This window comes from Streptomyces sp. NPDC047043 (genome assembly GCF_040644055.1).
Taxonomy (GTDB): Bacteria; Actinomycetota; Actinomycetes; order Streptomycetales; family Streptomycetaceae; genus Streptomyces.
Genome location: NZ_JBEYVO010000023.1, coordinates 194763 through 208068, shown reverse-complemented (window position 1 = coordinate 208068; position 13306 = coordinate 194763). Strand labels below are relative to the sequence as shown.

The window sequence follows — 13306 nt, the reverse complement described above, 5'->3', positions numbered from 1 at the left end:
TGCGCGTGTTCCCGCTGTCCAACTGGACCGAGCTGGACGTCTGGCAGTACATCGCCCGCGAGGGCATCGAGCTGCCGGAGATCTACTTCGCGCACCATCGTGAGGTGTTCGCGCGCAGCGGCATGTGGCTGACCGCCGGCGAGTGGGGCGGGCCCAAGTCCGGCGAGACCGTCGAGAAGCGGCAGGTGCGCTATCGCACGGTCGGCGACATGTCCTGCACCGGCGCCGTCGACTCCGACGCCGACACCATCGAGAAGGTGATCGCCGAGATCGCCGCCTCCCGGCTGACCGAGCGCGGCGCCACGCGTGCCGACGACAAGCTCTCCGAGGCCGCGATGGAAGACCGCAAGCGCGAGGGGTATTTCTAGTCATGACCGGCACGACCACCAAGAGCGGCACGACCATCGACACGCTTCGGTTCGCCACCGCGGGTTCCGTCGACGACGGCAAGTCGACTCTCGTCGGACGGCTGTTGCACGACTCCAAGTCGGTGCTGGCCGACCAGCTGGAGGCCGTCGAGCACGCCTCCCGCAACCGCGGCCAGGTGGCCCCCGACCTCGCCCTCCTCACCGACGGCCTGCGCGCCGAGCGCGAGCAGGGCATCACGATCGACGTGGCCTACCGTTACTTCGCCACCCCGCGCAGGCGGTTCATCCTCGCCGACACCCCGGGCCATGTGCAGTACACCCGCAACATGGTGACGGGTGCCTCCACCGCCGAGCTGGCGATCATCCTGGTCGACGCCCGACACGGTGTCGTCGAGCAGACCCGCCGCCACGCCGCCGTGGCCGCCCTGCTGCGCGTCCCGCACGTGGTCCTCGCCGTCAACAAGATGGATCTGGTCGGCTACGAGGAGAAGGACTTCGACCGCATCGTCGAGGACTTCGCGGGCCACGCGGCCGAGTTGGGCCTGCCGTCCTTCACCCCGGTCCCGGTCTCGGCGCTGGTCGGCGACAACGTCGTGGACCGCTCGGCACGCATGGACTGGTACACCGGTCCGGCCCTGCTGGAGTTCCTGGAGAACGTCCCGGTCGGCACCGAGGCGGCGGCCGACGCCCCGGCCCGCTTCCCGGTCCAGTACGTGATCCGGGACGGTGAAGTCCGTTACTACGCGGGCCAGTTGATGTCGGGTGCGCTGCGGGTCGGCGACCGGGTCATCGTCCACCCCTCCGGCGAGACCTCCGAGATCACCGGCATCGATGTGCTCGGTGCCGCCCGGGAGGCGGCCCACGCGCCGCAGTCGATCAGTGTGCGGCTCGCCGACCAACGGGACATCTCCCGCGGCGACATGATCACGGCGGGCGGCGGGGCCCCGGTGCTGACGCAGGACGTCCGGGCGGCCGTGTGCCATCTGGCCGACCGCCCGCTGAAGGTCGGCGACCGCGTGCTGCTGCGGCACACGACCCGCACGGTCAAGGCGGTCGTCAAGGACCTCGCCGGGGCCGGCGAGTTGACCGTGAACGACCTCGGCCGCATCATCCTGCGCACCGCCGAACCGCTTCCCCTCGACGACTACGCGGTCTCCCGCCGCACCGGCGCGTTCATCCTGATCGACCCGGCGGACGGCGCGACGCTGACCGCGGGCATGGTCGAGCTGCCGTAGCAGATGTTCCGGCGTGCGCCCTCAAGTCCCCAGTGAAAGCCGGGGCTTGGGGGCGTCCGTGCGTCCGGTCTGCGGGCGGCGGCTGCCCGCGCGGTACGGGGCCGGCCAGACGGCGCCCGGGCCGTCGTAGCCCTGCTCGGCCGCCGCGTGCAGGGTCCAGTGCGGGTCGTAGAGGTGGGGGCGGGCGAGTGCGCACAGGTCCGTACGCCCGGCCAGAATCAGGGAGTTGACGTCGTCCCAGGAGGAGATCGCGCCGACCGCGATCACGGGGACGCCGATGGTGTGGCGGATGCGGTCCGCGTACGGCGTCTGGTACGACCGCCCGAACTCCGGGCGCTCCTCGGCCACGACCTGCCCGGTCGACACGTCGACGGCGTCGGCGCCGTGCGCGGCGAAGGCGCGGGCGATCTCGACGGCGTCCTCGGCCGTCGTACCGCCGTCGGCCCAGTCGGTGGCGGAGATACGGACGGTCATGGGCTTCTCCCCTGGCCAGATGCCCCGGATCGCGTCGAAGACCTCCAGCGGGAAGCGGAGTCGTTTCTCCAGCGAGCCGCCGTAGGCGTCGGTGCGGCGGTTGGTCAGCGGGGAGAGGAAGCCGGAGAGCAGGTAGCCATGGGCGCAGTGGAGTTCGAGGAGATCGAAGCCGGCCCGGGCGGCACGCCAGGCGGCGGCCGTGAACTGCTCGCGGATGTCGGTGAGTTGGGCTCGGGAGAGCTCGCGTGGGGTCTGACCGTCCGGCTTGTACGGCAGCGGGGAGGCGGCCACGAGGGGCCAGTTGCCGTCGGGCAGCGGTTCGTCCATGCCCTCCCACATCAGCCTGGTCGAACCCTTGCGGCCGGAGTGGCCCAGCTGCACGCCGATCGCGGTGCCGGGCGACTGGGCGTGCACGAAGTCGGTGATCCGTTTCCAGGCCTCCGCCTGCCTGCCGGTGTACAGGCCGGCGCAGCCCGGGGTGATCCTGCCCTCCGCGCTGACGCAGACCATCTCGGTCATGACCAGCCCGGCACCGCCGAGCGCCCGCGCGCCCAGGTGGACGAGGTGGAAGTCGCCGGGGACGCCGTCGACCGCCGAGTACATGTCCATGGGCGAGACGACGACCCGGTTGCGCAGGGTCAGGCCGCGCAGCCGGAACGGCGTGAACATCGGGGGCGTGCCGGGCGCGCAGCCGAACTCGCTCTCCACGGCGCCGGTGAAGCGGGCGTCGCGCAGACGGAGGTTGTCGTGGGTGACGCGGCGGCTGCGGGTGAGCAGGTTGAAGGCGAACTGGCGGGGCGGCTGGTCGAGGTAGAGGGCCAGGTTCTCGAACCACTCCAGGCTGGCGCGGGCCGCGCGCTGGGTGGAGGCGACGACGGAGCGCCGTTCCTCTTCGTAGGCCGCCAACGCCTTGTCCAGGGACGGCTGTTCCTCCAGACAGGCGGCGAGCGCGAGAGCGTCCTCGACGGCGAGTTTGGTGCCGGAGCCGATGGAGAAGTGGGCGGTGTGGGCGGCGTCGCCGAGCAGGACGATGTTGCGGTGCGACCAGTGTGCGTTGACGACCGTGCGGAAGGTCGTCCACGCGGACTTGTTGGAGCGCAGGGGGCGGCCACCGAGCGCGTCCGCGAAGAGCTTGGCGCAGCGCTCGACGGACTCGGTCTCGTCCAGCTCGGCGAAACCGGCGGCCCGCCAGACGTCCTCGTGCATCTCGACGATCACGGTGGAGGCGTCGGCCGCGTAGGGGTAGCCGTGCAGCTGCATCACGCCGTGTTCGGTCTCGGCGATCTCGAAGCGGAAGGCGTCGAAGGCGAAGTCGGCGGCCAGCCAGATGTAGCGGCAGTGGTGGCCCGCCACATGGGGGCGGAACACATGGGCGTAGGCCCCGCGGGTGGTGCTGTTGACTCCGTCGGCCGCGATGACCAGGTCGTATGTCTCGGCGAGCCAGTCGGGGTACGGAGCCTCGGAGCGGAAGCGGAGGTCCACGCCGAGGTCTCGGCAGCGGTTGTGCAGGATTTCCAGGAGGCGTTTTCTGCCGAGCGCGGCGAAACCGTGGCCTCCGGAGGTGTGGCGGGTGCCTCGGTGGACGATGTCGATGTCGTCCCAGCGGACGAAGTCCTTCCGCAGGGCCTCGTAGACCACCGGGTCGGCGTGCTCGATGCCGCCGAGTGTTTCGTCGGAGAGGACGACTCCGAAGCCGAAGGTGTCGTCCGGGGCGTTGCGTTCCCAGACGGTGATCTCGCGGGTGGGGTCCAGACGTTTCAGCAGGGCAGCGGCGTACAGTCCACCGGGGCCGCCGCCGACGACCGCGATACGCATCGCGAACTCACCTCCCCTGCCACTTCGGCGGCCGCTTCTCCGTGAACGCCGCGTGGAACTCCGCGTAGTCCTCGCCGTTCATCAGCAGGGCCTGGGTCGAGGCGTCCAGTTCCACCGCTGCCGCCATCGGCATGTCCAGCTCCGCCGTCAGCAGGGCCTTCGTCTGGGCGTATGCCAGGGCCGGGCCCTCGGCCAGGCGGCGGGCCAGTTGCTGTGCGGCCTCGTCCGCTCGCCCCTCGTCCGTCAGTTCGCTGATGAGGCCGATGCGCTCGGCCTCGGGTGCGCGGACCGAGTCGCCCAGCATCAGCAGGCGGGTCGCGTGGCCCAGGCCGACGACCCTCGGCAGCAGGTACGCCGCGCCCATGTCGCCGCCGGAGAGGCCGACCCGGGTGAAGAGGAAGGCGAAGCGGGCCGTGGGGTCGGCGACGCGGAAGTCCGCCGCCAGGGCGAGCACCGCCCCCGCGCCCGCTGCCACGCCGTGCACCGCCGCGATCACCGGGAAGGGGCACTCCCGGATCGCCCGCACCGTCTGGCCCGTCATGCGGTTGAAGTCGAGGAGCTGGGCGGTGTCCATGGACAGGGTCGCGCCGATGATCTCGTCGACGTCGCCGCCCGAGCAGAAGCCGCGGCCCTCGCCGGCCAGCACCAGGGCACGCACCGACCGCTCCCGGGACAGCTCGGCGAGCAGATCGCGCAGATCGGCGTAGGCGCCGAAGGTGAGCGCGTTGAGCTTCTCGGGGCGGGCGATGGTGACGGTCGCGACGCCGTCGGCGGTTTCGACGCGCAGGTGCTGCCACTCGGAGGTGCGGGCGGCGGAGCCGGTGAAGGGACTCATGACGTGCGGCCTCCTCGGGGGGCGGGCACTGCCTCACTGAGCTCTACCCCTCGAAGCTATCACTCATCCGTGACTGTCGTCACGAGTGCGCGATAAGCCTGTCCGGAAGTGACCTGGACGGGTCACATCCGTCACGGCTCGTCGACAGAGCGGCTACGGCGGGAGCAGCCGCGGGAGGCGGGCCGTTTGTAGGGGTAAGCCGCCCTGCAACGGGGCCGAAGGTCCCGCACGGTGCCCGTCGGACGCCTCTGCCGGGCGGCGCCGTACCATTCATAAGGTTGAAAGCAGGACAGCCTGCTCATGAACGGAACCGCCTTGTACGAACGCCCCGCCTCCCCCGCCTCCTGGCGCATCGCACTGCCGCACTCCGCCGCGGCCGTGCCCGTCGCCCGCGCTCTCGTGCGCACGGCGCTGGCCGAGCTGGAGCACGGGGCCGACTGCGACACCGCAGAACTGCTCACGGCGGAGCTGGTCGCGAACGCCGTGGAGCACACCGTCGGGGACTCCCCGATAGAGCTCGTGGTGGAGCTGCTGCCGAGCGGCTGCCAGGTCGAGGTGCACGATCCGGACCCGGCCCCGCCCGGCAATCTGACCCGGCCCGACGGCCGCGAGCCCGACCCGTGGCAGGAGCACGGCCGCGGCCTGCTGCTGATCCGCGCGCTCAGTTCGTCCTGCGGGCACCGCCCGACCGAGTCGGGCAAGGCCGTGTGGTTCCGCCTGCCGACGGTGCCGGAGCAGCGGCGTCCCGCCTAGGAGCGGCTTCAGGCCAGCGTCGCCACCAGGACCGCCTTGATCGTGTGCAGGCGGTTCTCCGCCTCGTCGAAGACGACCGAGTGGGGCGACTCGAAGACCTCGTCGGTGACCTCCAGCGAGTCGAGGCCGTGGGTCTCGTATATCTCCTGGCCGACCTTGGTGCCCAGGTCGTGGAAGGCCGGCAGGCAGTGCAGGAACTTGACGTCCGCGTTTCCGGTGGCGCGCAGGACGTCCATGGTCACCGCGTAGGGGGCGAGGGCGGTGATGCGCTCGTCCCAGACCTCCTTGGGCTCACCCATGGAGACCCAGACGTCGGTGGCGACGAAGTCGGCGCCGCTCACACCCTCCGCCAGGGACTCGGTCAGGGTGATGCGGGCGCCGCTCGACGCGGCGAGCTCCTGGGCCCGGTCGACGATCTCCTGGGCGGGCCAGTAGGACTTCGGGGCGACGATGCGGACGTCCATGCCGAGCAGGGCGCCGGTGACCAGGTAGGAGTTGCCCATGTTGAAGCGGGCGTCGCCGAGGTACGCGAAGGCGATCTCCCTGACCGGCTTGCTCGTGTGCTCGGTCATCGTCAGGACGTCGGCGAGCATCTGGGTGGGGTGCCAGTCGTCGGTGAGGCCGTTGAAGACGGGCACGCCCGCGTAGGCGGCGAGTTCCTCGACCTTCTGCTGGCTGTCGCCGCGGTACTCGATCCCGTCGTACATCCGCCCCAGCACACGTGCGGTGTCCTTCACGGACTCCTTGTGCCCGATCTGCGAGCCCGACGGGTCGAGGTAGGTCGTCGAGGCGCCCTGGTCGGCGGCGGCGACCTCGAACGCGCAGCGCGTGCGCGTCGAGGTCTTCTCGAAGATCAGGGCGATGTTCTTCCCGCGCAGGTACGGCGTCTCGGTCCCGGCCTTCTTGGCGGCCTTCAGCTCGGCGGCCAGCTCGATCAGACCGAGGAACTCCCGCTCGGAGAAGTCGAGCTCCTTGAGGAAGTGACGGCCGGCGAGGGCGGTCGGGACTGTCGCCATGGGGGCGCTCCAGGAATACGGGGACACAGACTCCTGGAAGTCTATACGACGTTCAGCATTTCTATGCGATCGCGCGTGCGCCTGTGCAGCGTCTATACGGCCTCCCGTTCGACCGGACAGCTCATACAGCGCGGTCCGCCTCGGCCCCGGCCCAGTTCGCTGCCCGGGATCTCTATGACCTCGATCCCCTGCTTGCGCAGGTGCGTGTTGGTGGTGGCGTTGCGCTCGTAGGCGACGACGACGCCGGGCTCGACGGCCAGGACGTTGCAGCCGTCGTCCCACTGCTCACGCTCGGCGGCGTGCACGTCCTGGGTCGCGGTCAGGACGCGGATCTCGCTCAGGCCGAGGGCGGCGGCGATCGCGCGGTGCATGTGCTCCGGCGGATGGTCGGTGACCTTGAGCTCCTTCTCGCCGACGCCCGGCTCGATGGTGTACGAGCGGAGCATGCCGAGGCCCGCGTACTGGGTGAAGGTGTCGCCGTCGACCATGGTCATCACCGTGTCGAGGTGCATGAACGCGCGCCGCTTCGGCATGTCGAGGGCCACGATCGTCCGGGCCGAGCCCGCGTCGAACAGCTTGTGCGCGAGCATCTCGACGGCCTGGGGCGTGGTGCGCTCGCTCATGCCGATGAGGACGGCACCGTTGCCGATGACGAGGACGTCGCCGCCCTCGATGGTGGACGGGTAGTCGGCCTGCCCCTCGGACCAGACGCGGAACGTCTCGTCACGGAAGAGGGGGTGGTGCCGGTAGATCGCCTCGAAGTGCACCGTCTCGCGCTGCCGGGCCGGCCAGCGCATGGCGTTGACGGCGACGCCGTCGTAGATCCAGGCGGAGGTGTCGCGGGTGAAGAGGTGGTTGGGGAGCGGCGCGAGAAGGAAGTCGTCGAGGTCCATGACATGGAAGCGCACGGAGGTCGGCTCCGGGTGCGCATCCAGGAACTCGCGCTTGGTCATGCCGCCGACCAGCGCCTCGGCCAGCTCCGGCGCGGGGAGCGTCTCGAAGGCGGCTCTGAGGTGGTCGGTGGCGAGGACGCCGTACTCCTTCTCGTCGAAGACCCGGTCCAGGACGAGCTTTCTGGCCGCCGGGATCTCCAGGGCCTCGGTGAGCAGGTCACCGAAGAGGTGGACCGCGACCCCGCGGTCGCGCAGGACGTCGGCGAAGCCGTCGTGCTCGGCGCGGGCCCGGCGGACCCAGAGCACGTCGTCGAAGAGGAGGGCGTCCTTGTTGCTGGGGGTGAGCCTTTTGAGCTCGAGATCCGGCCGGTGCAGGATGACGCGGCGCAGCCGCCCGGCCTCGGAGTCGACATGCATTCCCATGACTCCATCCTGACCATCGCGGGGCCGCTTGACCCGCCGGTCGGCCGTTTCTTCGATTACTTGTTTTCGTCCTCTTGACGATAATCGGATGCGGCGGTTATCGTCGAGCAGACGAAAACGAGGGGGTCCGATGGCCGACATCACCCGGCGCCTGGGCTGGCGCCATCTGCGCGGGGCGCCGACGGCGCACATCCGGCACCACCGCGGCGGCAAGGTGCTGCACGACGGCCCGGGGCTCAGCTTCTGGTTCCGCGCACTGACCGCGGCACTGTCCGAAGTGCCGGTCGACGACCGGGAGTTGGCGATGACCTTCCATGCCCGTACGTCCGACTTCCAGGACGTGGCGGTGCAGGCGACGGTCACCTACCGCATCAGCGACCCGGCACTCGCCGCCGCCCGGCTGGACTTCTCCGTCGACCCGGACACGGGGGTGTGGCGGGGCGCGCCGCTGGAGCAGCTCGGCACGCTGCTGACGGAGACGGCCCAGCAGCATGCGCTGGACGTTCTTGCCCGTACGTCGCTGTCGTCGGCGCTGGTGGACGGGGTGGCGGCGGTGCGGGAGCGGGTCGCGGAGGGGCTGGGCGGGGAGCAGCGGCTCCCGGCGACGGGCATCGAGGTGGTCGCCGTACGCGTGGTGGCGCTGCGTCCGGAGCCGGAGGTGGAGCGCGCGCTGCGCACACCCGCCCGTGAGCAGATCCAGCAGGAGGCCGACCGGGCGACGTACGAGCGGCGGGCGGTGGCCGTCGAGCGGGAGCGGGCCATCGCCGAGAACGAACTGGCCAGCCGGATCGAACTCGCCCGCCGCGAGGAGCAGTTGGTCGAGCAGCGCGGTACGAACGCACGGCGCGAGGCGGAGGAGCAGGCAGCGGCGGACGCGGTGCGGGCCGAGGCGGAGGCGGCGCGTTCGGTACGGCTGTCCCGTGCGGAGGCCGAGGGGGCGAGAGAGGTCGGTGAGGCCCGGGCCCAGGCACAGGCCGCCTGGCTCCAGGTGCATGCGGACGTCGATGTGGCGGTCCTGCACGCCCTCACCCGGACACGCCTCGCGGAGAACCTGCCGAACATCGACAGCGTGACCATCTCGCCGGATGTGCTCACAGGGCTGCTCGCCAAGCTGGGGCAGGCACAGGAATGAGCCTCGCGCCCCGCGTCGTCCTCGTCCATCGCACCACGGAATACGAGGAGTTGGTGGCCCACCACGGCACACATGGGCAGGCCGCCTTCTTCCTCTCCTCCCGGGGACGGGACATCGAGGAGGTCGCCGAGCGGCATCGCCGTACCCGGCGGGCGCTGGCGCAGGTGACCGCCGCAATTCCGCTGACGTGGCGTCAGTCAAGGGTCGAACGGGCCGACTTGGACCGCTTCCTGTTCGCACCGGAGGACGTCGTGGTCGTCGTCGGTCAGGACGGTCTGGTCGCGAACGTCGCCAAATACCTCACCGGTCAACCGGTGTTGGGCATCGACAGCGACCCCGGCCGCAACCCGGGTGTGCTGGTACGGCACCGCCCCGAGGACGCGGCCGGATTGTTGACATCCACCGGCCCGTCGGTCGACGAACTGACCATGGTCGAGGCCGTCGCCGACGACACCCAGCGGATCGTCGCGCTCAACGAGATCTACCTGGGCGCCGCCGGACACCAGACGGCCAGGTACCGCCTGGGCCTCGAGGACGACGGGGGTGTCGTCGAGGCCCAGGCTTCGTCCGGGGTACTGGTGGGGACGGGGACCGGGGCAACGGGGTGGATCGGGTCGGTGTGGCAGGAGCGCGGCGGGGCGCTGTCGCTGCCGCGGCCCACGGACGGACGCCTGCTGTGGTTCGTACGGGAGGCGTGGCCGTCGCCGGCCACCGGGACCTCGCTGGTGGCGGGCGAGCTCTCCGCGTCCGGGGGACTGCGGATCACCGTCGAGTCGGAGCGGCTCGTCGCCTTCGGGGACGGGATGGAGACGGACGCCCTGGAGCTGACCTGGGGGCAGTCGGTGCGGGTCGGGGTGGCCGGGACGTCACTGCGCCTGATCGGCTAGCGGGGCCTCCACCCCGGCCTGCGAGTGCGCCCGCACCGGCGCCCACAGCGTCACCCCCGACACCAGCGCGACCGCCGCGGCGGCCACCAGCACCGGGACGTTCCCCAGCGCGGCCGCCACTGCCCCGCCGCCCAGTGCCCCCACCGGCACCGTCACCAGGAGCGCCGCCTGGTTGAAGCCCGCGACCCGGCCCTGCAGTCCGGCCGGCGTGATCTGCTGCTGGAGGGTCGTCAGGGAGATGGCCCAGACGGTCACGGCGAGACCGTACGAGATCTGGTACGCGAGCAGGATCGCGAAGGCGGGGCCGGCGGACGCCGCCGGGACCAGGAAGCCCGCGGCGCCCGCCACCAGGCCGCAGATCCTCGTCGTCCGCCACAGCCCGAGACTCGTGCCGAACCGCCCGGCCACCACGATCCCGAGCACCGTGGCCCCGCTGAACGCGGCGTACGTCATGCCCAACTGCCATGCACTCAGGCGGAGTTCGCGGCTCGCGTAGAGCACGTAGAGCGCGGCCGAGGCCCCGCTGCCGAGGTTGAGCCCGGCGCCGGCCAGCACCATCCTCAGCAGCCGCCGTTCCCGCCGTACGACGTCAAGTCCCGTACGCAGGGCGGCCGTCGGCGAGGTGCCCGACGGGTCCCGCTGTCCCACCGGCGTGTCGAGGGCGGTGGGCAGCGCGAACAGCACCAGCGCCTCCACGGCGTACGCGGCGCTGCCCACCGTCAGGGCGAGGCCCGTGCCCGTGAGACCGACGAGGACACCGCCCAGTGCCGGGCCGCCGACCTGGCCGACGGTACGGGCGCCGGTCAGCACCGAGTTGGCAGCGAGCAGCCGTTCGCGGCCGACCACGCGGGGCAGCGCCGCCTGGAGGCCGAGGTTGAGGGTGAAGGTCAGACTGCCGGAGACGACGGCGACGGAGTAGAGGTGCGGCCAGGTGATGTCCCCGGTGGCCTGCGCAAGCGGGACCGAGCCGACGACCAGGGCCTGGAGGACCGTGGCGATCACCAGGAGGCGGCGCAGCGGTACGCGGTCGACGAGCACTCCGGCGAAGGGGCTGAGCACCGCCCCCGGCAGATACGTCAGCGCGAGGATCACCGAGGCGGCGAACGGCCCGGCGTCCAGGACGGTCACGGCCAGCAGGGTCAGGGCCAGGGCGGTGATCTGTCGGCCGACGGACCCGGCCGTCTGCTCGGCGCACAGCAGGACGAAGGGACGGTGGCGCCTCAGTGGGCGGCCGTCCGGCGGGACGGCCACCCGTCAGATTCCGGTGCAGGGGACGGGCCATTGGCCGATACGGGGCGCCAGGACCACCGCCCGGCCGTCGGTCACCTTGACGAGCCCCTCGTCGGCCAGCAGCGCGGCCGCCGCACGCTGTCTGTCGGTCAACTCGTCCAGTGGGGTCGGTACTTGAAGGGTTTCGAAGGTCGAGAAGAGGTCGGGGTCGTCGAGGGTGTAACGCACCGAGGCCGTGGGGTCCCTACGGTCCATGACGGTGACGAAGCCTGGTCCGCGCCGGTGGTAGAGCATCCCGTAGACATACCCCGCCGAAGGGCCGGTCACGGCATCGTCGTCCATGCGCAGCGGCTCGCCCCACGTGGGCAGCGAGACATAGGTCCGTCTGTCGCGGAACAACAGGCCGAGTCCGAAGGCGTGTTGGAGCCATTCGTCGAGCTCCTCGGCGGGGACCGGGTGACCGCCCTCGGCGAGCAGGCGGTGCAGGGCCGTCCCGCTTCTTCCGTCCTCCAGGCGGCGCAGGGCGGCAGCCTGCCAGCCCGTGAACCGGTGGGTGCGCGGCTGCCGGCCCGCCCGGCGGTCGTGCACCAGCAGGGCGTCGCCGTCCTCTGCGAACGTCAGCCGGGAGCCGGGGTGGTCGGTGAGCCAGCGTTCGACGCCCGCCTTGAGCCGCGCCTCCGCCTCTCCTTCGATGCCGGCGTCCTCCGTGTCGAACAGGTAGACCAGGTCGGCGAGTTCGTCCTCGGGCAGGTCGTAGACGTGCTGGTACATCTCGGCCGGGCGGCGCTTGCCGAAGCCGAGGCCGGGGTCGTTGAAGTGGGGGCTGAACCGTTCGAGCTGGATGCGGTGGGCGCCGCCCGGCGGCTGGAGGTGGACGAGCGCCGGGAGTTGGTCGATCACGGACGTGTAGTCGTCGGCGGTCTCGCCGGGGAAGCCGTAGAGGAGGTTCCAGGAGCAGGTCAGGGAGTGGTTCTCGCACTCGCGGAGGGTGCGGATGTTGCGGGCGCCGGTGACGCCCTTGTCCATGAGGTCGAGGACGCGGCTGCCCAGGCTCTCGATGCCGGGCTGGATGTGCACGGTGCCCGAGTCGGCGAGCAGGGCGAGCTGGTCGGGGGTGAGGTTGGACTTGACCTCGTAGTGCATGCGCAGGTCCCAGCCGCTGGATACGGCGCGTGGCAGGAAGTCCTTGAAGTACGCCATGTCGATGATGTTGTCGACGGTGACGACGTCCAGGATGCGGTGCCGGCGGACCAGGCGGTCGAGCTCGGACCAGAGGCGCTCGCCGGGCTTGGCGCGGAAGGCCATCGCCGAGCCGTTGAGTCCGCAGAAGGTGCAGTGGTGCTTCTCGCCCCACCAGCAGCCGCGCGCGCCCTCGACGACCAGCTTGGGGTGCACGTACTCGGCGACCGGGGAGGCGTCCAGCGCCGACTGCCAGTCGTCGTAGTCGGGAGAGGGGATGTCGGCGGGTGCCACCGTGCGCTTCGACTCGGTGTTGGCGCGCGAGACCTCGCCGTCCCACCAGCACAGACCGGGGACGTCCGCAGGCGGGGTGCGCTCGTCGAGGTGGCGCAGGAGGGCCGGGAAGGCGTACTCCCCTTCTCCGCGCACCACGTGGTCGACGAAGCGGTGGTTGCGATGCAGGGCGTGGCCCATCGGGCCGTCGCAGTTGCTGCCGCCGAAGACGACCGTCAACTCCGGGCGCCTGACTTTGAGTTCACGGGCCAGCGCGAGTGAGGAGACGTTCTGCATGAAGGTGGTCGTGAAGCCGACGACGTCCGGCTCGTCGGCGAGTACGGCATCCGCGCACTCGGCGATGAACTCGGCCGCGTACGGGCGCATTTCGCGAGCCGTGTCGACGGTGATCGCGTGCCGCTCGGCATAGTCGCGCAGCTGCTCCGTGCCCCAGCCGGGGTCGTCGTGGAGCACTCCGGAGAAGACCCAGTCCCCCAGGCCGTGGAAGATCGAGTCGCTGCCGACCCGCACGTAGTCGCCCGGCCGCAGCCGCCCGCCGGAGCACTCCAGCAGGAACTCCGCCCAGCGCAACGAGCCGTGGAACTCGCGCACCTCGTCGTCGGGACGGGTACGCGAGACCAGGGTGTGCAACAGGCCCACCTGGAGTGACGGCAGATCGATCGGATGCCAGGGCATCGTCACCAGGTGGACGCGCAGCCCGTTCAGCGCGTCGGCCGTTTCTCCACGATGCGCGGCTGCCGGTTCGTCTTCTCTTCCTCGCGGACGACTACCT

Annotated in this window: 11 protein-coding genes; 5 read left to right on the top strand and 6 right to left on the bottom strand. The window is 71.0% G+C overall.

Annotated elements, in window-relative coordinates; all coding sequences use genetic code 11:
- Positions 1–368: phosphoadenosine phosphosulfate reductase family protein (locus tag ABZ880_RS33175; RefSeq protein ID WP_361270452.1), on the top strand; the 368-nt coding region annotated here is incomplete at its 5' end.
- 2 nt (positions 369–370) lie between these two features.
- Entirely contained in the window at positions 371–1603 is a 1233-nt protein-coding gene (locus ABZ880_RS33170; RefSeq protein ID WP_361270450.1) for a GTP-binding protein, read from the top strand.
- Between the two features lie 21 nt (positions 1604–1624).
- Here ABZ880_RS33170 and ABZ880_RS33165 read toward each other — a convergent pair whose 3' ends face one another.
- A complete protein-coding gene (locus tag ABZ880_RS33165; protein WP_361270447.1) occupies positions 1625–3892 on the bottom strand; it encodes a bifunctional salicylyl-CoA 5-hydroxylase/oxidoreductase in 2268 nt (755 codons plus the stop codon).
- A 7-nt stretch (positions 3893–3899) separates the two neighbouring features.
- Positions 3900–4727 (bottom strand): enoyl-CoA hydratase family protein, encoded by an 828-nt coding sequence (locus ABZ880_RS33160; RefSeq protein ID WP_361270445.1) that lies wholly within the window; start codon positions 4725–4727, stop codon positions 3900–3902.
- Between the two features lie 300 nt (positions 4728–5027).
- Here ABZ880_RS33160 and ABZ880_RS33155 point away from each other — a divergent pair, with 300 nt between their 5' ends.
- Positions 5028–5480 carry an ATP-binding protein gene (locus ABZ880_RS33155; RefSeq protein ID WP_361270443.1) on the top strand — a complete coding sequence of 151 codons (453 nt, stop codon included), beginning with the start codon at positions 5028–5030 and terminating at the stop codon, positions 5478–5480.
- Positions 5481–5488: 8 nt separating this feature from the next.
- Here ABZ880_RS33155 and argF read toward each other — a convergent pair whose 3' ends face one another.
- Positions 5489–6496, bottom strand: coding sequence for an ornithine carbamoyltransferase (gene argF / locus ABZ880_RS33150; RefSeq protein WP_361270440.1), 1008 nt, complete (start codon positions 6494–6496; stop codon positions 5489–5491).
- Positions 6497–6588: 92 nt separating this feature from the next.
- On the bottom strand, positions 6589–7812 hold the full coding sequence (locus tag ABZ880_RS33145; protein ID WP_361270437.1) for an arginine deiminase: 1224 nt from the start codon (positions 7810–7812) through the stop codon (positions 6589–6591).
- Between the two features lie 130 nt (positions 7813–7942).
- Between ABZ880_RS33145 and ABZ880_RS33140 the strand changes: the two genes are divergently transcribed.
- Both ABZ880_RS33140 and ABZ880_RS33135 read left to right on the top strand, forming a co-directional pair.
- Positions 7943–8944, top strand: a complete 1002-nt coding sequence (locus ABZ880_RS33140) for an SPFH domain-containing protein (RefSeq protein WP_361270434.1) — start codon at positions 7943–7945, stop codon at positions 8942–8944.
- Positions 8941–9831, top strand: coding sequence for a hypothetical protein (locus ABZ880_RS33135; RefSeq protein ID WP_361270432.1), 891 nt, complete (start codon positions 8941–8943; stop codon positions 9829–9831). Before ABZ880_RS33140 ends, ABZ880_RS33135 begins: the two co-directional genes overlap by 4 nt.
- On the opposite strand, the gene ABZ880_RS33130 is transcribed toward ABZ880_RS33135, so the two are convergent.
- Positions 9811–11082, bottom strand: coding sequence for an MFS transporter (locus tag ABZ880_RS33130; RefSeq protein WP_361270430.1), 1272 nt, complete (start codon positions 11080–11082; stop codon positions 9811–9813). The genes ABZ880_RS33135 and ABZ880_RS33130 overlap by 21 nt on opposite strands.
- Positions 11083–11085: 3 nt before the next feature.
- Positions 11086–13215, bottom strand: coding sequence for a RiPP maturation radical SAM C-methyltransferase (locus ABZ880_RS33125; RefSeq protein ID WP_361270427.1), 2130 nt, complete (start codon positions 13213–13215; stop codon positions 11086–11088).
- Positions 13216–13306 lie beyond the last annotated feature (91 nt).